Annotated in this window: 17 protein-coding genes; 11 read left to right on the top strand and 6 right to left on the bottom strand. The window is 62.1% G+C overall.

The window, feature by feature from the left end; translation table 11 throughout:
* Window positions 1-26 precede the first annotated feature (26 nt).
* Window positions 27-926, bottom strand: coding sequence for a DMT family transporter (locus BOH68_RS05795; RefSeq protein WP_077372763.1), 900 nt, complete (start codon window positions 924-926; stop codon window positions 27-29).
* Between the two features lie 116 nt (window positions 927-1,042).
* Here BOH68_RS05795 and BOH68_RS05790 point away from each other — a divergent pair, with 116 nt between their 5' ends.
* Complete coding sequence (locus BOH68_RS05790; RefSeq protein WP_077372760.1) at window positions 1,043-1,813, top strand: VOC family protein; 771 nt, start codon at window positions 1,043-1,045, stop codon at window positions 1,811-1,813.
* 363 nt (window positions 1,814-2,176) lie between these two features.
* Here the strand turns inward: BOH68_RS05790 and nhaD are convergent, their stop codons facing one another.
* Window positions 2,177-3,484: a sodium:proton antiporter NhaD gene (gene nhaD / locus BOH68_RS05785; protein ID WP_077373243.1), complete on the bottom strand. Its 1,308-nt coding sequence runs from the start codon at window positions 3,482-3,484 to the stop codon at window positions 2,177-2,179.
* Window positions 3,485-3,758: 274 nt separating this feature from the next.
* Here nhaD and BOH68_RS05780 point away from each other — a divergent pair, with 274 nt between their 5' ends.
* From BOH68_RS05780 to BOH68_RS05760, 5 genes are all read left to right on the top strand, one after another.
* On the top strand, window positions 3,759-4,661 hold the full coding sequence (locus BOH68_RS05780; protein WP_077372758.1) for an acyltransferase: 903 nt from the start codon (window positions 3,759-3,761) through the stop codon (window positions 4,659-4,661).
* A complete protein-coding gene (locus BOH68_RS05775; protein WP_258038165.1) occupies window positions 4,648-5,598 on the top strand; it encodes a LysM peptidoglycan-binding domain-containing protein in 951 nt (316 codons plus the stop codon). Before BOH68_RS05780 ends, BOH68_RS05775 begins: the two co-directional genes overlap by 14 nt.
* A gap of 331 nt (window positions 5,599-5,929) precedes the next feature.
* On the top strand, window positions 5,930-7,087 hold the full coding sequence (locus tag BOH68_RS05770) for a glycosyltransferase family 4 protein (protein ID WP_077372752.1): 1,158 nt from the start codon (window positions 5,930-5,932) through the stop codon (window positions 7,085-7,087).
* On the top strand, window positions 7,059-7,610 hold the full coding sequence (locus BOH68_RS05765; RefSeq protein WP_077372749.1) for a phosphatase PAP2 family protein: 552 nt from the start codon (window positions 7,059-7,061) through the stop codon (window positions 7,608-7,610). The genes BOH68_RS05770 and BOH68_RS05765 overlap by 29 nt, the downstream gene beginning before the upstream one ends.
* A 75-nt stretch (window positions 7,611-7,685) precedes the next feature.
* A complete protein-coding gene (locus BOH68_RS05760; protein WP_077372746.1) occupies window positions 7,686-8,447 on the top strand; it encodes an alpha-ketoglutarate-dependent dioxygenase AlkB family protein in 762 nt (253 codons plus the stop codon).
* On the opposite strand, the gene BOH68_RS05755 is transcribed toward BOH68_RS05760, so the two are convergent.
* Complete coding sequence (locus BOH68_RS05755) at window positions 8,439-9,362, bottom strand: LysR family transcriptional regulator (protein WP_077372743.1); 924 nt, start codon at window positions 9,360-9,362, stop codon at window positions 8,439-8,441. The two genes, BOH68_RS05760 and BOH68_RS05755, sit on opposite strands and share 9 nt — an antisense overlap.
* Window positions 9,363-9,789: 427 nt before the next feature.
* On the opposite strand from BOH68_RS05755, the gene BOH68_RS05750 reads away from it, so the two are divergent.
* The 3 genes from BOH68_RS05750 (at window position 9,790) to BOH68_RS05740 (ending at window position 12,039) form a co-directional block, all read left to right on the top strand.
* Window positions 9,790-10,491 (top strand): CoA transferase subunit A, encoded by a 702-nt coding sequence (locus tag BOH68_RS05750; protein ID WP_077373240.1) that lies wholly within the window; start codon window positions 9,790-9,792, stop codon window positions 10,489-10,491.
* Window positions 10,492-10,583: 92 nt separating this feature from the next.
* Window positions 10,584-11,246: a 3-oxoacid CoA-transferase subunit B gene (locus BOH68_RS05745; protein ID WP_077372740.1), complete on the top strand. Its 663-nt coding sequence runs from the start codon at window positions 10,584-10,586 to the stop codon at window positions 11,244-11,246.
* Between the two features lie 586 nt (window positions 11,247-11,832).
* On the top strand, window positions 11,833-12,039 hold the full coding sequence (locus tag BOH68_RS05740) for a cold-shock protein (protein WP_077372737.1): 207 nt from the start codon (window positions 11,833-11,835) through the stop codon (window positions 12,037-12,039).
* Between the two features lie 292 nt (window positions 12,040-12,331).
* Here BOH68_RS05740 and gcvT read toward each other — a convergent pair whose 3' ends face one another.
* A complete protein-coding gene (gene gcvT / locus BOH68_RS05735) occupies window positions 12,332-13,465 on the bottom strand; it encodes a glycine cleavage system aminomethyltransferase GcvT (protein WP_077372734.1) in 1,134 nt (377 codons plus the stop codon).
* 145 nt (window positions 13,466-13,610) lie between these two features.
* Window positions 13,611-14,972 carry an alanine/glycine:cation symporter family protein gene (locus tag BOH68_RS05730; protein WP_373996116.1) on the bottom strand — a complete coding sequence of 454 codons (1,362 nt, stop codon included), beginning with the start codon at window positions 14,970-14,972 and terminating at the stop codon, window positions 13,611-13,613.
* Window positions 14,973-15,849: 877 nt separating this feature from the next.
* Here BOH68_RS05730 and gcvH point away from each other — a divergent pair.
* Complete coding sequence (gene gcvH / locus BOH68_RS05725; RefSeq protein ID WP_077372729.1) at window positions 15,850-16,242, top strand: glycine cleavage system protein GcvH; 393 nt, start codon at window positions 15,850-15,852, stop codon at window positions 16,240-16,242.
* A gap of 208 nt (window positions 16,243-16,450) precedes the next feature.
* The gene (gcvP, locus tag BOH68_RS05720) at window positions 16,451-19,345 is read left to right on the top strand and encodes an aminomethyl-transferring glycine dehydrogenase (protein WP_077372726.1); all 2,895 of its coding nucleotides are present in this window, start codon (window positions 16,451-16,453) and stop codon (window positions 19,343-19,345) included.
* 156 nt (window positions 19,346-19,501) lie between these two features.
* On the opposite strand, the gene BOH68_RS05715 is transcribed toward gcvP, so the two are convergent.
* Window positions 19,502-21,154: an ABC transporter substrate-binding protein gene (locus BOH68_RS05715; RefSeq protein WP_240499748.1), complete on the bottom strand. Its 1,653-nt coding sequence runs from the start codon at window positions 21,152-21,154 to the stop codon at window positions 19,502-19,504.
* Window positions 21,155-21,252: the final 98 nt, after the last annotated feature.

The raw sequence follows: 21,252 nt of genomic DNA, 5'->3' as shown, positions 1-21,252 counted from the left end.
GGTTCTGGCATCCACTGGCGTGCCATTCAGCTGCGAGTCACGGCTCCCCCGCGCAGGCGAGCGCGCCACTGCGGCCCGAAGAGATAGGCACACAGGCCCACGACGATGAAGAGCGCCCCCGCCAGCACGCGGCTGGAGACTATCTCGCCATTCAGGGCAGCGCCGAGACTCATGGCGAATATCGGCGTGATCAGGGTGGCCAATGCCACGGTACTGGCGGACAGGCGTGCCAGCACGAAGTAATAGCACAGATACCCGATCAACGAGCCGAAGATACCCAGGTAGACGATCGCCCCCAGCGGGCGCTGTGTCGGCCATGCCTGCGGCACACCATCGACCAGCAGGGCCGCGAGAAGATAGAGCGGAAGCGAGACGAGCAGCGCGCCCTCGGTCTGCACCAGCGGATGAAGCCCTGCTCGCTCTCGCTGGACCAGCACGCCGGAAGCGGCAAAGCAGTTGACCGCCAGCAACATGGTCACCACCCCCTTCCAGCTGCCCGGCGGTAGCGCCAGCGAATCCGAGACGGCGATGGCCAGTCCGCCCAATGCCAATGCGAAACCTAACCATTGCAGCTTGTCAAGAGGCGCACTTTTCAACCACCAGCGCGCGTAAAGTCCTGATAGCAGAGGAGCTAAGCCGAAAAGTAACGACATGATACCGCTTGGTAACCAACCGGCAGCAATATAGGCGAAGTACATCCCACCCCATATCCCCAGTGCAGCCGCCACGTAGCTGCGAATTGCCACGCGACCGAAATCCATTTTCAGCCCGAGCATGCGTAACAATGGGTAACCGATACATGCGGCAATTAACATTCTTCCCATGGCAGACCAGGCCGGCAGCCACCCGGAAGCACTCCAAGAAATCGCCAGCGGTGTGGTTGACCACACCATGAGAACCACGCAATACGCCACCAGCACTGGCATTTTCACACTCCGAACAGTCGGTCAGAAAAAAAGGACAATGTCGTTGAATGGCCTTATCTGGCAGGTACCTATAATCGCTCCAGCACAGGGTGCCGATATCCCGTCAAGGAGGCTTCATGCAACGCGAGGAATTTCTACAACAGCTATGGCTGGACTTCGTTCACCGCCATCCGGATATCGGAGCGCTGGACATCTGGCCGGATGGCATCAGGCCCGAATATCTGATGTTCGTGACACTGGATCAGGGGCCATTTCGCAGCGAGAAACTGCGTCCCAGCCTCTATCATCAGGGCTATCGACGCGTGAAGCAGTACGCCATGGCCGACCGTGGCCTACTGGTGGATCTGCTGCTGCCGCCGGATGGTGGCTCGGCAGTCATGCTGGCCGAACTTCAGGCCAATAGCCTGCCTCCCCTTCACCGAGACCTGCTGAAGACGCTCATCAGCCAGAGTCACCGTGACGACTGCAAGGGACAGAACCTGCTGGCGCCGTGCCGCCCATGGGACATGCCGGACTGGCCCACCTTCGAGCGTCTGCTGGAAGCCAACCCGCTGGCGGCATGGCTATCGGTGATGGGCCCGCGCCTGCATCACGTGGGCTTCAACGCCGACGAGCTGGGAGAAACGCTTGAAGCTGTCTGCGAAGGCATGCTGATGCACGGCATGTCGCCGCAGAGCGGGCGCCACCATGCCGTACTCCCCATCAACCCCAAGCTGCAATACCACTACTATCCCGCGCACGCACAACGCATGGTATTCGCCGAAGGTGATGAGCACATGGTGGTGCTGGGAGGGCTGGCCCTGCTGGCAACGGCCGACAGTGGCCAGCATCAGCGCGCCGCCGAGCAACTGCTGCCAGAGCACACGCTCTGCCAGCTGAGTGCCTGACGGACAAGATTCACGAGCCAGATTCGCAAGCAGTAGTGCCGCAACGCCCCTGACGCCTCTGGCGCCAGGGGCGTTTTCATTGGCAAGCCATGTCATGACTCACCGCCATGAGCTCCCCTCGCGAGCCACTGGCTGTCGTGCGCCATGCTCGGGTGCCCCATGAGGTCTGCTGGTGGCTCAGAGCCGTAATACGTTGGTCGCAAGCAGGTTATCAACAGAAGCTGTGGAAAAAGCTGTGAAGAATCTCTGTACATCCACTCATCGGCTTCGCGATCTGGCGACCGATGTCAGATTGATCAAAAATTCACCACTTCACCGCTGAGCGCCTGACTGTCACGAAAAAAGCCTCCGAAACCACCTCGCCTAGCGCAGCAATGAGCCCAGTGACGTGAGCGCCACTCCCAGGTCCATCGGCGTGTCGGTGACCTGTCCCCCCAGCCAGTAGGCGCCGACGTATCCGACGCTGTACGCCAGCAGCAGCGCCGGGAAGAAGCGCAGGTAGCTCATGAAGGTCACCTCGCGCACCTTGGAGAGCGCAATCACTCCAGCGGCCGACCCGATGATCAGCAGTGATCCGCCCACGCCAGCGGCGTAGGTCAGCGCCAACCACTCAGCATCGTTCATGCCGACATCCGCCTTGAGCACCGCAGCCGTCAACGGCACGTTGTCGACCAATGCCGACAACAGGCCGATCAGATAATTGGCCTGCATGGCAGGCATCACGTCATAGAGCTGTGCCAGCCCTTCCAGCAGGCGGGCTTCCTTGAGCGCTCCCACCATCAGCAGGATACCGAGGAAGAATAGCAGAGTGTCGAATTCAATTATCCTGATGTAATCAAGAATTCTGCGCTCTTCGCTGTCACTGCGTCGCTCGGCCACATGCCCGAGCAGGAACATGATCGACATCCCGAACAGGAAGGTCAGCAAGGGCGGGATACCGAACAGCACGTTCAGGCCCAGCGTGGAGAGGATGGTGGCGAGAAACAGCCAGGCCACGAAGCGATCCAGCCGCCGGGTGGGACGGCGTTCACGCGACAGATGGACTTCTCCCCCAAGCCCGGGCAGCAGCAGCGTCGCCAGCAGCATCACGCTGACGAAGGCCGGGATGGCCAGCAGCATCAGCTCACTGATACGCACCTTGTCGGCGAGGAAGATCATCAGTGTGGTCACATCACCGGTGATCAACGCCACCCCGCCGGAATTGACGGCAAACACCGCCAGCACCGCGAAACGCAGCGTCTTCTTCGGCGGCAATCCCAGGGACAGCACCAGCGTCAACGACACCAGCGTAGCGGTGATGTTGTCGGCCAGAGAGGAGAAGGCAAAGGCGAAGGTGCCGGTCAGATACAGCAGGCCTCGCTCACCGATGCGGCCCGGCAGCAATCGATAGATGAGATTGGCGATCAGTCCCTTGGCATTGAGAAACGCCACGAAGGTCATCGCCGCCATCAGAAACAGCCACAAGGTGGCGATTTCCAGCAGATTCTCGTTGAGCGACTCACCGACGTCATCGACTCCCAACGCGCCGGGGCCGAAGATGAACAGCAGCAACCAGCTGAACGTCCCCAGCAACAAGGTCGTCTTGGCCTTGTTGAGATGAATCACGTCCTCGATGGCGATCAACACGAAGGCCCCGATCGCCAGCCCCACCAACACTCCCTGCAACCACATGTCGCTCTGCTCCCTGAAAGGGCGTCCATCTCGTGAGAGGACGTCGAGTGGCGGTGCATGCTCACGACGATGGCCGAGTGCCATGTCCGGCCTTCCCTTGCACCGGCCGACAGGAAAGTCGGCGCGCGAATGACACCACAGCTCACGAACCGCCACCATTCGACATCAGATGCGTACGGTTTGCGCAACGTCGAGTTGCTGTCCTCCACGCAAGCGGGGTGGGTTTCCTGTCACGGGTGAATTAGGATGGCGCGATCTGCTGAAGGAGTCGTTCATGTCGAGTATCAGAGGCGTCATCAGCCTGTTGTTTCTGATCATCAATACCCTGTTCTGGTCGGTACCGCTGTACCTGCTGGCATTGCTCAAGCTGCTCAGCCCGTCCCGTCGTCTGCAGCTTCATCTTCTCGAAGGGCTGAACCGTCTCGCCATGGGGTGGATCGGCACCAACAATCTGTGGATTCGCGCCTGGATACGCCCCCATTGGCAGGTCAACGTGCCGGACGCCCTGAAGGATGGCTCCGCCAGGCGACGCTGGTGGCTGGTGATCTCCAACCACCGCAGCTGGACGGATATCTTCGTGCTGCAGTATGCATTGCATCATCGCACGCCCATGCCCAAGTTCTTTCTCAAGCGCGAGTTGATCTGGGTCCCCGTCATCGGCCTGGCCTGGTGGGCGCTGGAATTCCCCTTCATGCGCCGCTACAGCCGGGAACGACTGGCCAATGACCCGCGCCTGGCGGAACGCGACCGTGCCGCGACACGCCGCATCTGTGAGCGAGCGGGCCAGTCGCCCATGTCGATCTTCAACTTCGTGGAAGGCACGCGCTTCACGTCAGGCAAGCATGATCAACAGCAAAGCCCGTACACTCATCTGCTCAGGCCGCGCGCCGGCGGCAGCGCTCAGGTGATCAGCATTCTCGGCGACCGCCTGTCAGGCATACTCGACGCCACGCTGGACTATCGTCACGCCAGCGCGAGCTTCTGGGAGTTTCTGTGTGGCAAGGGGGGAGATATCCATCTGGATATCGTGCAACGCCCGGTGGAACCCTGGATGCTGAACGGGGATTATCACGCGGACACTGCCTACCGCGAACGGTTTCAGCAATGGCTCAATCAGGTCTGGAAGGACAAGGATGCCCGACTGTCACGTGCAGGACACGACATTGAACAACTCTGACATGCCCCACGAGCCGCTGGGCGCTGTGCGCCTGGCCGTGGGCGCCATCTCGACATTTCTCCACAGGACATCTCGCGCGCCGCTGCGGCTACTGGCGTGGCTGAGCCTGGCACTGTGGCTGACAGGCTGCGCCACCGGCAGCTACTCCGGCTCACCGGCAGGCCAATGGATAACGATCCAGAAGGGCGACACCCTGGGGCAGATCGCACGCGACGCTGACATTCCCCTGTTGCGCCTCACCCGCTTCAACCCCGGCGTCAAGATCCGTGACCTCAAGGTCGGGCAGCGCATCCTGGTGCCCACCGCGCGTGAGCGTGCCCCCTCCGGTGGCCCCTATCGCTATCAGCTGCGCCCCGGGGACACCTACTCGAAGATAGGCCGTTACTTCGGTGCCAATCCTCAGCGCATCCAGACCGCCAACCCGGGGCTTCCCCCCAATGACCTGAAAGTCGGCACCCTGATCTCGGTTCCCCTCAATGGTGGCCCCAGCCGAAGCGCTTCCAATGCGCGTGCCAGCGGCGGCAGTCTCGTGGCACGCCCGGATCCGGGTCCGCTGAAGAAACCGCGTCAATCGTGGCGCTGGCCTGCCGCCGGCGAAGTCATCAGCGAATTCGGCACCAACCGCAATGGCCAACTGGCCCCGATGCGGATTCGCACGGCCAGCAATGGGGTCGCCAGCGCGCCGGCCAGCGGGGAAGTCCGCTTTGCCGACAACATGCGGCAATTGGGCAATGTGGTCATCCTCCACCATTCAGGCAATCTGCAGAGCGTATTGGCGCAGTGCGGAGAGATACTGGTCAAGGTCGGTCAGCAGGTCACGCCGGGCACCCCGCTGTGTCGCGTGGCACGTCGCAATGACGGCCAGCCTGAGCTGCTCTTCGACGTGCGCCATGGCGGCAAGCCGATCAATCCACGCGAGCTGCTCGAGAAACGCTGAAACTGGGGCTGCCGGCCTCACTGGCGAGCCCTTCAGGGGCTCGCCTTGCCAAACGAGCGTCGGGCATGCCTCGCCCACGGCGTCCTTCATGCCGCGCCTGTCGCCCCCGTGTCAGTTTCGGCCAGCGTGATTGGTCTTTGAGCTGCGAACTGTGACCTGTGACCGCCTTGAATCCGCTGCCTCCTGGCAGCATTGCCTGCTGGAGATTGCCCGCTGGAGTGACCGCGGCTGCAACGACACCTGCGTGGGGTGTCATCACTTCGTCACCTCGCTGTTATGCAGGCGTCACTCCCATGGCCAATACTTCGTTCAAAGGTCATCAGGAGCCGTCATGGAGCGTATCGCCTTTGTCAGTGAAACCTGGCACCCGGAAATCAATGGCGTGGCTCACACGCTGAGCCATCTGTGCGATCAACTCATCACGCGTGGCTGCGAGCTGCAGCTCGTGCGGCCCGCACCCCGCGACGGCAGCCATGAACCACGAGTCGCGCAGGAGCTACAGGTACGCGGCTTCCGTCTTCCGGGCTATGACACCGTTCAGATCGGCGCCCCTGCCCTGAGACGGCTGACGGCGCTGTGGCGCCAGCATCCGCCCTCCGTCATTTACATCGCCACCGAAGGACCGCTGGGGGTCAGTGCCCTGATGGTCGCGCGTCGCCTCGGCGTGCCCGTGGTGGCAGGCTTTCATACCAATTTCGACCAGTACAGCACCCACTATCATCTCAGGGCATTACGCCCCCTGGTACGTCAGGGGCTGAAGCACTTCCACAATGCCGCCAACCTGACACTGGTCCCGACACGCACCCAGGCCGCCACTCTCGCGCAACAGGGTTTCAAGCATGTCCGGGTCGTGGGACGCGGGCTGGATTGTCAGCGCTTCTCGCCCGTTCATCGCAGTGAAGCGCTGCGTCGCCAGTGGGGCGTCGGCCTTCAGCAGCCCGTCGCGCTGCATGTCGGCCGTCTGGCGGCGGAAAAGAACATCGAGCTGTTGATTCGCAGCTACGAGGCCATGCAGGCCGTGCAGCCGGATATCGCGCTGGTACTGGTGGGCGATGGCCCGCTGCGCGAACGCCTTGAGCAACGCCTGCCGGAGGCGATCTTCGCCGGCTTCCAGACCGGCGAGGCGCTGGCTGCCCATTACGCCAGTGCCGACCTGTTCCTGTTCCCCTCGCTGTCGGAGACCTTCGGCAACGTGGTGCTGGAAGCCATGGCCAGTGGATTGGCCGTAGTGGCCTTCGACTACGCGGCCGCTGCGGAAGTGATCCGCGATGACCACCAGGGGTTGCTGGCCCCCTGCACCCAGCCGGACAGATTCATCGAACAGGCAGTGGAAGTCTGCCAGCGACCAGCGCGTATCGCACGTCTCGGAAGAGCGGCCCGTGTACGCGTCGAGCCCATGGCCTGGAGCCAGGTCGCCGAGCATTTTCTTGCCTGTCTACGCCTCGCCGAGGAGAAGCCCGGTGCACGATCGCAGCCTTCCCGTCTTTGAGCGACTCGACCTGCTGGAGTGGCGGCTGTGTCGCCAGGTGGCACGTCTGGCGCTGTATCGGCCGATCCTGACCCTCTTTCGCGTGGTCTCGCGCCTCGGTGACTGGCCCGTCTGGTTGCTGCTGACACTCAGCCTGCCCTTCCATCACGTGCAAGGTGGCTGGTTGATGCTGGAATTCGGACTGGCGGCGGGGGCCGGCGCCCTTTTGTATCGCGCCCTCAAGACCCGGCTGTGCCGTGAGCGCCCCTTCATCACCTTCACGACCATCCAATGCACCATGCCACCGCTGGATCGCTACAGCTTTCCAAGTGGCCATACACTGCATGCGGTGCTGTTTGCCAGCCTGACGGCTCAGCAGCTGCCGGAACTGGCCATTCTCGTCACGCCGCTTGCCATGTTGATCGCGCTATCCCGCGTGATCCTGGGACTGCATTACGTCAGTGACGTACTGGCGGGGGCGCTGCTGGGACTCGGGCTGGCTGAAGTGGCCATTCTGAGTCTTGAGTCCCTGACAGGACTCTGAGCCCGGTGCACGCTCTGTCGGCGGCAGGCCACCTTCGACTTGCCGACAGTCAATTCGCTCTGGCAAGCTCGTCTCATGACGATATCCTCCGAGGCCGGCGACCTGTTCGCCACGCATCCTCAACACGCCCCTTCCCGCACCCCGCCAAGCGGACAGCGACCGGCCGGCCTGCCGGACGACTGGCAGACACTGGCCCATGGCTGGTATCGCCATCCGCTGCACCCGCTCTATCTCAAGCCAGCCGCTCTGACTCCCCTGCAGGCCGACCAGGCACTGGTCACGCTGGATACCACGCTCGACTGGCAGCGGCCGAGCTTGAGCGTGCATGGCAAGACGCATCCCATCCCTCGCCGTCAGGTATGGATGGGGGACGCCGGGGCTCGCTATCGCTATTCCGGCAGCCTGTTCGAGCCAGCACCCTGGCGTCCGATGGCCTGGCATCTGGGGGAGCTTGCCCGTCACGCCATCAACCGCGAGCTGAGCGCGCAGCCGGGGCAGGAACGCCATATCGACCAGCACTTCAACAGCCTGCTGGCCAATCGCTACGCCGATGGCAATGACCGCATGGGCTGGCATAGTGACAATGAACCGGAGCTTGGCGACCGCCCCATCGTGCTGGCCCTGTCACTGGGACAAGAGCGGCCCCTGCGCTTCAAGGGACATCCCCGCAGCCCCTACGCACAGGACCCCGCCTTCAACCTGTGGCTGCCCCATGGCTCATTGCTGGTGATGGGGCGCGGCTGTCAGGACCGACTGCATCATGCCCTGCCGCCACGCAAGCTCGAGGGCGTGCGCATCAGCCTGACCTACCGACAGCTATTGACGGCGTCACGCTAGATCCTCATCAGGCACGGGCGTCGGCGAGACGGGATAGCGGGCCCGCAGGGTGTCCAGCATCGCCTGGACCGCGACCGACAGCTCATGACGGCCGCGGCGAATCACGCCGACCCGTTGCTCGATGACCGGCCCTTCCAGCCCCAGGCACCGACATCCCAGCGCTGACATCTGATCGGCGCTCATCGCCGGTACCGCGCTGACGCCAAGTCCCTCTGCCACCATGCGTCCGCAGGTCACCAGCTGATGGGTCTCGAAGGCGACGGTGAGCTTGAGTCCCGCCTCTGCCAGGCGCCGCTCCAGCATGTGTCGCACGCCCGAGGGACGTTGCAGGGTGATGAAATCCTCTTCCAGCAGCTGATCCCAATGGATGGTCTCGGGAGCGCCCTGCAACAGGCCGTGCCCCTCGGGAATGATCGCGATGTAGCGATCCTCGAAGAGTGATTCGAAGACAAGGTCCTCGCGCACCCCGGGATCGAAACAGATCCCCAGTTCCACGCGCCCATCGGTGACACGCTCCACGACTTCCTCGGCGATCACGTCATTGACCTCGATGGTGATCTCCGGGAACTGCCGTCGAAAATCCGCCAGTACTCCTGGCAGCAGATTCCCGGCGAAGGTCGGCATGGCAGCCAATGCCACACGCCCGCGTCCGAGACTGAATCGCTGGCGCATCTCGTCCTCAGCATGCTCCCAATCCGACAGTATCCTGCGAGCCAGTGGGAAGAAGGCCCGTCCTTCCGGCGTCAGGCTGACCTGTCGAGTGGAACGCTGGAACAGACGCCCACCCAACGACTCCTCCAGATTCTTGACGGCCAGCGACAATGCCGGCTGGGAAAGATGCACCAATGTGCCCGCTTCCACGAAGGACAGGGTTCTGGCCACTGCGACAAAGGCTTTCAACTGTTTCAAGGTCATGCGGCATCCTTCCTGTGGGGTCCCTGGGGGACGCGCCTTGAGATGACATTCGGGGAAACAGGCTCAACCCGTCGCCGGGAGACCCGTCGGCCTCTACACCATTGGTCCAAGGTGGCCAGAGCCGCTTGCGCAGCCTTGCACCGCGAGTCGTCCAGCCCTGTCGTGCATATCCGCCGCTGACCCGCACCACAGGCGGATCTGTGCAGGAAACGAGCGGGCAAGGCGATATCGTACTGCCCCAAGACTCTTCATGAAAACTTATCAATGGATAGAAAAAACAAACTTATCAAATATATACAGCCACCAGATTGTCGGCAATGATGCACTCAAGCCTTTGCCAGACGCCTGCCTCAGGCGCCGGCCACGGAAGATGAGCAGCGACTCATCACCGTCAAAACGACAACACAAGATGCTCAAGGAGAACTTCATGGCAGGATTCAACAAGGTAGTGACCCGCTACGCCGATGCCATGGCGGGCCTGGAAGACGGCATGACGGTGATCGCCGGCGGATTCGGACTCTGCGGTATTCCCGAGAACCTGATCCAGGAGATCAAGCGTCGTGGCGTGAAGGACCTGACCGTCGTCTCCAACAACTGCGGCGTGGACGGCTTCGGGTTGGGCATCTTGCTGGAAGATCGCCAGATCAAGACCATGATCGCCTCCTACGTCGGCGAGAACGCCCTGTTCGAGCGCCAGCTGCTGGACGGAGAGCTCGAGGTCATCCTGACCCCCCAGGGCACGCTGGCCGAGAAGATGCGCGCCGCCGGGGCCGGCATCCCCGCCTTCTTCACCGCGACCGGCTACGGAACGCCCATCGGAGAAGGCAAGGAAGTCCGCGAATTCGACGGTCGCCCTTATATTCTCGAGGAAGCCATCAAGGGTGACTTCGCGATCGTCAAGGCGTGGAAGGCCGACCGCTACGGCAATGTCGTCTACCGTCACACGGCACGCAACTTCAACCCGCTGGCCGCAACCGCAGGCAAGATCACCGTGGTCGAAGTCGAAGAGCTGGTGGAACCCGGCGAGCTGGACCCGGCCGAGATCCACACTCCGGGCATCTATGTCGACCGCGTCATCAAGGGCAGCTTCGAGAAGCGCATCGAGAAACGGACCGTTCGCTCGCGTTGAGCCTAGGCTCCGCCTGCATCCGTTTTCTCGCGACGACACTCCCCGACACGGCAAGGCGTCACCTCGATGGCGCTTCAGACAAGGAATACATCATGGCTTTGACACGCGAACAGATGGCCCAGCGAGTGGCACAGGAAATCCAGGACGGCTCCTACGTCAATCTGGGCATCGGCATTCCGACCCTGGTCGCCAACTACATCCCGGTTGGCATCGACGTGATGCTGCAGTCCGAGAACGGCCTGCTTGGCATGGGACGCTATCCCTATGACGACGAGGTCGACGCCGACATGATCAATGCCGGCAAGGAAACCGTGACCGCCATCGATGGCGCCGCCATCTTCGACTCCGCCGAATCCTTCGCGATGATTCGCGGCGGGCACGTCGATCTGACGGTACTCGGCGCCTTCGAGGTGGACGTGAACGGCAACATCGCCAGCTGGATGATCCCCGGCAAGCTGGTGAAAGGCATGGGCGGCGCCATGGATCTGGTGGCGGGTGCCGAGAACATCATCTGCACCATGACCCACGCCTCCAAGCATGGTGAGTCCAAGCTGCTCAGCCAGTGTGAGCTGCCACTGACCGGTGCCGGCTGTATTCGCCGTGTCCTGACCGACCTGGCCTTCCTCGAGATCAAGGACGGTGCCTTCCACCTGCTGGAACGCGCGCCAGGCGTCAGTGTCGAGGAGATACAGCGCCTGACCGCAGGCAAGCTCATCGTGCCCGACAATGTCCCCGAGATGCAGCTGGACGCCTGAGACGGCCCAGATGCATCGCTTGACACTCCATCTCTCCGGCGATGATGGGCGCATCATCGCCGCTCTCCGAGAGTCTTGATGGTTGCAAGACCATCCACCGGCAGCGCTGCCATCGCTGCCGGTTTTTTTATCTCTTTCCCTCACCAAGCATGACGACCTGGCGGATCCTTCGCGAGGAGCTGCCCACTGCCTTGAAAGCCCGCACGCACGCCCCATCCCCACGACGATGACTCACCTTGGCAACCTCTCAAGCGGAACAATATACGGCGAGGTTTTATACCGACCAGAAACCAGGATAACGGGATAAAAGCAAGTCACTGTCAATCCTTGCGAAATCTGAAAAACTGACTGGCGCAATGACGCCCATTCGAGAAGAATCTGCTCACGAGACACCCGACCAAAGGCGAAGTTTTTGATATTTCATTTGACCTTGGAGGCGCGGCAGCGCAGTATTGATCTCGTTGGTTAGCAAGTCGTATATCGTCAGTCGTGATCGAAACACTTCGGTACCTGGTGCATATCCTCCTTGTTTTACCCACGTATATCGGGTAACTCCCGGCAATATCATCAGTAAGGAATTACGATCATGGCAACTGGTACAGTCAAGTGGTTCAACGACACCAAAGGTTTCGGCTTCATTTCTCCGGACGACAACGGTGACGACCTGTTCGCACACTTCTCCGAAATCCAGGCTGAAGGCTTCAAGTCTCTGCAAGACGGTCAGAAGGTTTCCTTCGACGTCACCCAGGGCAAGAAAGGCCTCCAGGCCGCTAACATCAAGATCATCGACTGATCATGAGTTAGCTGAAAGAGACTAACCTCTCTTTCCACGGAAAAGCCCGCTTCGGCGGGCTTTTCTGCGTCTGGAGATTGCCTCGAAAGCCGTGACGGCCCCTCCCCTGCCAGCCAGTTCCGTCGTGCCTCAGCGCCACTTGCCTGCAACCCACGACACGATCCAGTTCTCCCGGACCAGAGCCGAGCCTGCTGCCTGACGCCTGACGCCTGACGCCTGTCACAGGCAACGAAAAAAGGGACCGCCGAAGCAGCCCCTTTCCCGTCCAGCCTTGCCTGTCTTCAGCCCATCATCAGCCGCGGTAATAGCGCTGCTCGACGAAGGGCATCTTCGTCACGGTCATCGGCAGTCGCTTGCCGCGTACGTCCGCGAAGACCTGAGTGTCCAGCACGCTGTGCGCGATCGCCACATAGCCCATGGCGACCGGCTTGCCGTAGCTCGGGCCGAAGCTGCCCGAAGTCACGACACCGATGCGGTTGCCCTCGCCGTCGAAGAGCTCGGCACCTTCGCGAATCGGAGCACGCCCTTCAGCCACCAGACCGACTCGCTTGCGGGTGTGATCCTTGTTGGCGATCTGGGTCAGGATGACGTCCGCCCCCGGGAAGCCGCCTTCACGTGCACCGCCCTGACGACGCACCTTGCCCAGCGCCCAGATCAGGCTGGCTTCCACCGGCGACGTCGTGGTATCCAGATCATGACCATACAGGCACAGTCCAGCCTCGAGACGCAGTGAATCCCGCGCCCCGAGACCGATGAACTCCACCTCTTCCGCCGCCAGCAGCAGACGCGCGAAGCGCTCCGCCTCAGCATCGGGGACGGAGATCTCGAAACCATCTTCACCGGTATACCCGCTGCGACTGACCCAACACTCGATGCCATCGATGGTGACATGGGCATGATGCATGAAGGTCAGCTCGCAGGCCTCGGGCGACAGACGCTGCATGACCGCGTGAGCCAGCGGCCCCTGCAGGGCGAGCAGTGCCCGATCCTCCAGCACCTCAAGCTCGATCTCCATCGGCAGCCCCACACGCAGATGCGCGACGTCCTGATCCTTGCAGGCAGCATTCACCACCACATAGAGGTGATCGCCACCATTGACGATCATCAGGTCATCGAGGATACCGCCGGTATCACTGGTAAAGAGTCCGTAACGCTGCATGCCCACCGGAAGATCGACGATGTCCGTCGGTACCAGCGTCTCCAGCGCCGCCTGCACGTTCTCTCCGCGCAGGATCAGCTGCCCCATGTGCGAGACATCGAACAGCCCCGCCTTGGCACGCGTATGCTCGTGCTCCTTCTTGACGCCCAGCGGATACTGGACGGGCATGGAATAGCCTGCAAACTCGACCATCTTCGCTCCCTGCTCGACGTGCAGGTCATGAAGCGCGGTCTGCTTGAGACCGGTGACAGCGGCGGAATCGGACATCATCATTCTCCAGAGTGGCATGCAACATCTCTCCGACAGCCAGGTGAATCTGGCCCTGTGCTGCCGGAGGCTAGTGATCGAGATAGGACAATCTGAGGGGGCTCACCCCGCCGCGCCTGCCAGCGACGGGGGACTCCTGATGCGATCAGCGGTCTTCGCCCGCCAGCACTTCCTTGCCGTCAAAGTAGTCGCGGGTCAGCTTGAAGACCACGGGCGACAGCAGCGCCAGACCAATCAGGTTCGGAATCGCCATCAAGGCATTGAAGGTATCCGCCATCAGCCAGATGAGATCCAGCTTGGCCATCGCGCCCACCGGAATCGCGATCACGAACACGATGCGATACAGCATGATGGCGCGCGTACCGAACAGGTACTGGAAGCACTTCTCGCCATAGAAGGACCAGCCAAGGATGGTGGTGAAGGCAAACACGGCCAGCGCGATCGCGACCAGATGGTTGCCGACACCCGGCAGGGCCTGATCAAAGGACATGGAGGTCAGCGCCGCCCCCGTCTCACCAGAAGACCACAGGCCGGAGGTGATGATGGCCAGCGCGGTGATGGTGCAGATGACGATGGTATCGATGAAGGTGCCCAGCATGGCGACCAGCCCCTGACGTACCGGGTTCTTGGTCTGCGCGGCAGCGTGGGCGATGGGCGCACTGCCCAGGCCGGCTTCATTGGAGAAGATACCGCGCGCCACACCGAAACGGATGGCCGCCATCACCGCCGCACCGGCAAAGCCGCCAGTCGCCGCGACTGGATTGAAGGCGTAGGTGAAGATGAGGCCGAAGGCGTGACCGATCTGGTCAGCATTGATCACCAGAATGACGATGCCCGACAGGAAGTAGGCAATCGCCATGAACGGCACCAGCTTGCCCGCCACGCTGGAGATGCGCTTGATGCCACCCAGAATGACCGCACCTGCCAGCACCATCATCACGACACCGGAGGCCCAGTGCGGAATGGCAAACGAGGTTTCCAGGGCATCCGCCACGGAGTTGGACTGCACGGTATTGCCGATGCCAAAGGCCGCGAAGCAGCCGAAGAAGGCAAAGGCGCCCCCCAGCCATCCCCACTTGGCCCCCAGTCCGTTGCGGATGTAGTACATCGGACCACCGACGTGGTTGCCGTTGTCATCCACTTCGCGATAACGCACCGCACAGACGGCCTCGGCGTACTTGGTCGCCATGCCGACCAGCGCCGTGATCCACATCCAGAAGATCGCCCCCGGTCCACCCAGCGCGATCGCCGTCGCCACACCCGCGATGTTGCCGGTACCGATGGTAGCGGAGAGTGATGTCATGAGGGCATTGAACGGCGACATTTCACCATCGCCATCCTTGCCGGGCGCGCGCCCGCTCCACAGCAGCTTGAAGCCGGTACCCAACTTGCGGATCGGCATGCCCTTGAGGCCCGCCTGAAGATAGAAGCCGACCCCGAGCAGCAGGATCAACATCACCGGGCCCCACACCACGCCATTGATGGCGGTAAAGAGAGAACTGATCATTTCCACGCAGATTTCCTCCGCTGAATTGTTGTTATGACTCGATGCGAGGAGAGACACATCGGAAATCCCGTCTGGCCAGCCGGTCAACCGGCCAGCACGCCAAACGGACAGCTCACATTAGCGGAAGCTTCCAGTCTTCACTACCCCAACAGGGCTTTACGCTGGAATGTGAGCAAAACGTCACGCAAAAATCATGAAAATGTGTCAATCGCCTGAGGGATTCAGCCCGTTGATGGGCGTCACTCAGTGGATATCTCTTTCCCTTGTGCCGGCAACCTGAGCCTCTCCCGCGTCTTCCCCCACACCTCTCGCGGGCAGTCCCGTGACGACAGGCAGGCTCCGGCGGGCTCTCCTCGGGGATACCTGCCATCAGGACACGCCTGATCATCAGAGCGTGAAGGAGCTTCCCTCAGCGAATATGGGTGTCGCTGCCTGCGACACCATTGACAGCACGTGAATCTGGACACAACATGGGAAACAAGTTTCCAATACGAAACAGGCGACACTCTACCTCGACTCAACAGGGCTCGCAAGCGCAGGAAAGTGGCATCGGATTCTCGCTGGAAACCCACCTCCCATCAGAGGATGAGGACCTGGAGAACTGACTTCCAGCGGTGAAAAAACGGTCAGTACCCTGCACTCATGGGCCTTGTGCGCTGATACCTTCGCGCCATGGCGTAGATAGACCGGGCGTGGCAAGGCGAGACACTGGACGCCCGGAGCACGACGGACCACGATGAAGAGGGCAACTCGCTTGCCACTCGCCAAAAGTCGTAGAGGCACGCCGCGCTCAGCTACTGCCACGTGTCGAGACCTTCGTGCATAATGGCGCAACGATTCCCTGAATCAGAAAATCTTTTCACATAGGAAAACACTCATGAGCAACATTCCTGCCACGCTTAAGTACACCGAGAGTCACGAGTGGGTTCAGGACAACGGTGACGGTACCGTGACCATCGGCATCACCGACCACGCTCAGGAAGCGCTGGGCGACGTCGTCTTCGTCGAATTGCCGGAAATCGGTCGCGAACTGGCGCTGGAAGAAGAGTTCGGTGTCATCGAGTCCGTCAAGGCGGCCTCTGATCTGTACGCGCCGCTGGCCGGCGAAGTCATCGCCGTCAACGAGAGCCTCGAAGACGCGCCGGAATCCGTCAACGAAAGCCCCTATGACGATGCCTGGATTCTGAAGATGAAGGTCGCTGACAGCGCCGAGCTGGAAAAGCTGCTCGACGCGGACGCCTACACCCAGCTGGTGGAAAGCGAAGCCTGATCACAGTTGGCCTCCAGCCGCTGTCCGAGACAGCGCTGTCACATGGCTGGAGGCCGCTTGCCCGTCTCACCCGGTAGTACGCTGGCTCGGCGCCCCCAGCCGAGGCTTCACGATTCCCGACGCCCTGCCCGCCCTCCTGCGCCGGCAAGGCGATGTTCCTCCCGCGGACTGTCACTTGCAGTTCCCGTTGCAGCACAGGATTCCTTGCATGGCTCACGAGACGCTTACCCTGGCCCAGCTGGCCGGGCACGATGATTTCATTTCCCGTCACAATGGCCCGACTGCCGCCAATGTCACGCGCATGCTGGCGACACTGGGTGAAGACAGCATCGAGACGCTGATTGACCGCACCGTGCCGGCGGCCATTCGTCTGGGACGCGAGCTGGACCTCGAAGGGCCGCGCACGGAATCCGAGGCACTGGACTATCTCAAGCGCCTGGCGCGTCAGAACAAGGTATTCAAGACCTATATCGGCCAGGGATATCACAACACCCACCTGCCGGCGGTCATCCAGCGCAACGTGCTGGAGAATCCGGGCTGGTATACCGCGTATACGCCGTACCAGCCGGAAATCGCCCAGGGCCGTCTCGAAGGGCTGCTCAACTTCCAGCAGGCGGTGATGGACCTGACCGGCATGGAACTGGCCAATGCCAGCCTGCTGGATGAGGCCACCGCCGCGGCCGAAGCCATGGCGCTGTGTCAGCGTGGCAACAAGAAGAACAAGAGCAATCGCTTCTTCATCGCCGACGATGTCCTGCCCCAGACGCTGGACGTCATGCGCACGCGTGCCGATTACTTCGGCTTCGAGCTGGTCATCGATGCTGCCGAGAAGGTCGGTGAGCACGACATCTTCGGCGCCCTGTTCCAGTATCCGGGCAATACCGGTCAGGTGCGCGATCTCGCACCGCTGCTGGACGCGGCAGGCGCCAATGGCGCGATGACCGTGGTGGCCGCCGACCTGCTGAGCCTGGTGCTGCTCAAGTCGCCGGGCAGCCTCGGCGCCGACATCGTCGTCGGCACCTCCCAGCGCTTCGGCGTGCCGATGGGCTTCGGCGGCCCGCACGCCGCCTTCTTCGCCACCACCGACAAGCTCAAGCGCTCGATTCCGGGCCGCATCATCGGGGTCTCCAAGGACTCGCGCGGCAATCCGGCGCTGCGCATGGCGATGCAGACCCGCGAGCAGCACATCCGCCGCGAGAAGGCGACCTCCAACATCTGCACCGCCCAGGCGCTGCTGGCCAACATAGCCGGCTTCTACGCCGTCTATCACGGTGCCGAGGGCCTCAAGCGCATCGCCACCCGGGTGCATCGCCTGACCAGCATTCTCGCCGAGGGCGTCACGCGCTGCGGCATGACACTGGCCCACGACAGCTGGTTCGATGCCATCACCGTCACCGGCGTGGATGCCGGCAAGATCCATGGTCGCGAGCTGACCCACGAGATCAACCTGCGCCACCACGGCGACGGCCGCATCACCATCAATCTCGACGAGACCACTACCGCCGCTGACGTCGGCGTGCTGTTCGACGTGCTGCTCGGCGAGGAGCACGGCCTGTCCGTCGCCGCGCTGGACCAGGACCTGCTGGCCAAGGGCGCAAGCGCGATCCCGGCGGCCTGTCAGCGTGACAGCGACTTCCTGACTCACCCGACCTTCAGCCGCTATCACTCGGAAACCGAGATGCTGCGCTACCTGAAGCGCCTGGAGAACAAGGACCTGTCGCTGACCCACGCGATGATTCCGCTGGGCAGCTGCACCATGAAACTCAACGCCACCACCGAGATGATTCCGGTCACCTGGCCCGAATTCGCCAACGTCCACCCGTTTGCGCCCTCGGATCAGGTGGTCGGCTACAAGCAGATGATCGACGAGCTGTCGGCCTTCCTGGTCGAGATCACCGGCTACGACGCCATCTCCATGCAGCCGAACTCCGGCGCTCAGGGGGAATATGCGGGACTGGTCGCGATCCGTCGCTACCAGGCCTCCATCGGCGAGGGCGCGCGCGACATCTGCCTGATCCCCAGCTCCGCCCACGGCACCAATCCGGCCTCCGCCGCGATGGCCGCCATGAAGGTGGTGGTGGTCGAGTGTGATGCCAGCGGCAACATCGACATCAATGACCTGCGCGCCAAGGCCGAGCAGCACAGCGACAAGCTGTCCGCGATCATGATCACCTACCCGTCCACCCACGGCGTGTTCGAGGAAACCGTGCGTGAGGCCTGTCAGGTCGTCCACGATCACGGCGGTCAGGTCTACATCGACGGCGCCAACATGAACGCCCAGGTCGGTATCTGCCGTCCGGGTGACTTCGGCGGCGACGTTTCTCACCTCAACCTGCACAAGACCTTCTGCATTCCCCACGGTGGCGGCGGACCGGGCATGGGCCCCATCGGCGTCAAGTCACACCTGGCACCCTTCGTCTCCAACCACGTGGTCACCCCGCTGGAAGGCGTGAAGCCGGAATGTACCGCCGTCTCCGCCGCCGCCTTCGGTTCCGCGGCGATCCTGCCGATCTCCTGGGCCTACATCAAGATGATGGGTGCGCAGGGGCTGCGTGAGGCCACCGAGCTTGCGATCCTCAACGCCAACTACATCGCCACGCGTCTCGATGGGCACTATCCGGTGCTCTATCGCGGCAAGAACGGCACCGTGGCGCATGAGTGCATCATCGATATCCGCCCGCTGAAGGCCGCTTCCGGCATCAGCGAGGAAGACATCGCCAAGCGCCTGATCGACTACGGCTTCCACGCCCCGACCATGTCGTTCCCGGTGGCGGGCACGCTGATGGTCGAGCCCACCGAGTCCGAGTCGCTCTACGAGATCGACCGTTTCTGTGAGGCGATGATCGCGATTCGCGCCGAGATCGCCCGTGTCGAGCAAGGCGAGTGGACCCTGGAAGACAATCCGCTGGTGCACGCGCCGCACACCCAGGCGGACCTGATGGACGCCGAATGGAATCGTGGGTATTCCCGCGAGATCGGTGCCTTCCCGAGTGAACACGTCAAGGCGGCCAAGCAGTGGCCGGCCGTCAACCGGGTCGACAACGTGCACGGCGATCGCCAGTTGATCTGCTCCTGCCCGAGCATCGACCTCTACCGCGATTGAGAGTCTCGATTGAGAGCCAGCAATGAGGCAGTGATGAAACGCTGTCGCTGATCGCTCTGGCAAAAAAACGCCCCTGCCGGGTAACCGGCAGGGGCGTTGTCGTTGCAGCGGTCATTCAGGAGCCTGCTCAGTGGCGCAATGACGCGCCAGCCGAGATCACTCCTTCCAGCTCTTGAGCAGCTCGTCATAGGCGATGGTCTCGCCCTTGGGCTTCTCGTTGTCCAGCTTGGCCTTCGGCGCACCCGGCTGGGCGAACCAGTACTCCGCATCACGTTCCTCGTTGAGCTTCGGCCCACAGTTGTCCATCACCTTGGCGCGCTCGAGACGCTCGAGAATGCGGTCCTGCGCCTTGGCCAGGCCATCAAGCGCTTCCTGCGGCGTGGCTTCACCACTGGCAGCCTGGGAGATGTACTGCCACCACAGCTGGGCCAGTTTCGGATAATCCGGCACGTTGGTGCCGGTCGGCGACCACTGCACCCGCGCCGGGCTGCGATAGAACTCGACCAGACCGCCCAGCTTCGGCGCGGCATCGGTCATCGCCTGGGACTGGATATCCGACTCGCGGATCGGCGTCAGGCCTTCCAGGGTCTTCTTGAGCGAGACGGTCTTGGCGGTCACGAACTGCGCATACAGCCAGGCGGCGTGACGATTCTTCTCCGGCGTGGAGTCGAAGAAGGTCCAGGCACCCACGTCCTGATAGCCAAGCTTCATGCCCTCTTCCCAGTACGGGCCATGCGGTGACGGCGCCATGCGCCACTTAGGCGTGCCGTCGTCGTTGACCACCGGCAGGCCATCCCGCGTCATGTCAGCCGTGAAGGCGGTGTACCAGAAGATCTGCTGGGCGATGTTGCCCTGGGACGGCACCGGGCCGGACTCGGAGAAGGTCATGCCCTGAGCTTCCGGCGGTGCGTACTTGCCCAACCAGTCGACATACTTGGTGGTGGCATAGACGGCCGCCGGGCCATTGGCCGCGCCGCCACGCGTCACCGAGGAGCCCACCGGCTGACATTCCTCGACACGAATGCCCCACTCATCCACCGGCAGGCCGTTGGGCAAGCCCTTGTCGCCGGCACCCGCCATGGAGAACCAGGCATCGGTGAAGCGCCAGCCGAGTGACGGGTCCTTCTTGCCGTAATCCATGTGGCCATAGACCCGCTTGCCGTCGATTTCCTTGACGTCATTGGTGAAGAAATCGGCGATGTCTTCATAGGCTGACCAGTTGACCGGTACGCCCAGCTCGTAGCCGTACTTGTCCTTGAACTGCTTCTTCAAGTCTTCACGCTCGAACCAGTCGGCGCGGAACCAGTACAGGTTGGCAAACTGCTGGTCCGGCAGCTGATAGAGCTTGTCATCCGGGCCGGTGGTGAAATCCAGTCCGATGAAGTCATCCAGATCCAGGGTCGGCGAGGTGAAGGCCTTGCCGTCGCCTTCCATCATGTCGCTGATCGGCACGACCTTGCCATAGCGGAAGTGCGTGCCGATCAGGTCGGAGTCATTGACGTAGCCATCGTAGATGTTGCGCCCGGACTGCATCTGGGTCTGCAGTTTCTCGATGACATCGCCTTCCTGGATCAAGTCGTGGGTCAGCTTGATGCCGGTGATCTCGCTGAAGGCCTTGGCCAGCACCTTGGACTCGTATTCATGGGTGGTCAGGGTTTCCGAGGCCACCTTGATTTCCATGCCGCGCAGCGGCTCGGCGGCCTTGATGAACCACTCGAGCTCGGACATCTGCTCGTCCTTGCTCAGCGTGGAGGGTGAGAATTCCTGGTCGATCCACTTCCTTGCCGCATCCTGATACTGATCGGCCATGGCCTGACTGGAAAGACCCGCGAGCCCCGCCGCCGTGGCGAAGGCGATGGCGTAACGCAGGCGTGCGGGTCGAATGATGTGCTGACTCATGGGATGTC

Source organism: Cobetia sp. MM1IDA2H-1, assembly GCF_002916775.2.
Classification (GTDB): Bacteria; Pseudomonadota; Gammaproteobacteria; order Pseudomonadales; family Halomonadaceae; genus Cobetia; species Cobetia marina.
This window is presented reverse-complemented; position numbering and strand designations above follow the sequence as displayed.